This is a genomic window from Megasphaera sp. AF13-6AC, from assembly GCF_027685385.1.
GTDB classification, from domain to species: domain Bacteria; phylum Bacillota; class Negativicutes; order Veillonellales; family Megasphaeraceae; genus Megasphaera; species Megasphaera micronuciformis.
The window spans coordinates 1-606 of sequence record NZ_JAQCUN010000325.1 but is presented as its reverse complement, the minus strand read 5'-3'; the positions used below and the strand labels follow the sequence as shown (position 1 = coordinate 606).

Genomic DNA, 606 nt, shown 5'->3' with positions numbered 1-606 from the left:
GTTGCCGATCAAGACTAAGTTTGTTGTCAAAGGTCAGGAATTAGGTGGTGAACAAAATGAAGGTTAAAGAAATCCGTGCTCTGAGCGCTGCCGAAATGGATGAAAAGGTGGTTAGCCTTAAAGAAGAATTGTTTAACCTCCGTTTTCAACATGCGACCGGCCAATTAGAAAATCCTATGCGCATTCGTGAAGTAAAGAAAACGATTGCCCGCATTAAAACGGTTCAACGTGAAGCAGAATTACATGCATAAGCCGGTAAGGTTAATCTAAAAGGAGGTCACACATACAGATGGAAAGAAATGAACGTAAGGTCCGCGTAGGCAAAGTCGTCAGCGATAAAATGGATAAGACCGTTGTCGTTGCCGTTGAATACAAAGAACAGCATGACTTGTACAAGAAACCTGTCATCTCGACTGTAAAGTTCAAAGCTCATGATGAAAACAACGAATGCCGTATCGGTGATATCGTACGCATCGAAGAAACCCGTCCCTTGTCTAAACAAAAACATTGGCGAGTCGTAACGGTAGTAGAAAAAGCTAAATAAGCTTCGATTAATTAGGAGGTTAAGCCATGATTCAGCAAGAAACGATGTTGAATGTTGCCGAT

The 606-nt window shown here is 41.7% G+C and carries 2 protein-coding genes; both read left to right on the top strand.

What is annotated here, in order from left to right; genetic code table 11:
* Positions 1-56 precede the first annotated feature (56 nt).
* Positions 57-251, top strand: a complete 195-nt coding sequence (gene rpmC, locus PGX78_RS09190; RefSeq protein ID WP_006943104.1) for a 50S ribosomal protein L29 — start codon at positions 57-59, stop codon at positions 249-251.
* Between the two features lie 38 nt (positions 252-289).
* Positions 290-544, top strand: coding sequence for a 30S ribosomal protein S17 (rpsQ, locus tag PGX78_RS09185; RefSeq protein WP_006943105.1), 255 nt, complete (start codon positions 290-292; stop codon positions 542-544).
* The last annotated feature ends 62 nt before the right edge of the window (positions 545-606 follow it).

Bases quoted from the DNA above. Each gene is read 5' to 3' on its own strand.
- rpmC (WP_006943104.1), top strand. From the start codon at position 57: ATGAAGGTTAAAGAAATCCGTGCTCTGAGCGCTGCCGAAATGGATGAA.
- rpsQ (WP_006943105.1), top strand. From the start codon at position 290: ATGGAAAGAAATGAACGTAAGGTCCGCGTAGGCAAAGTCGTCAGCGAT.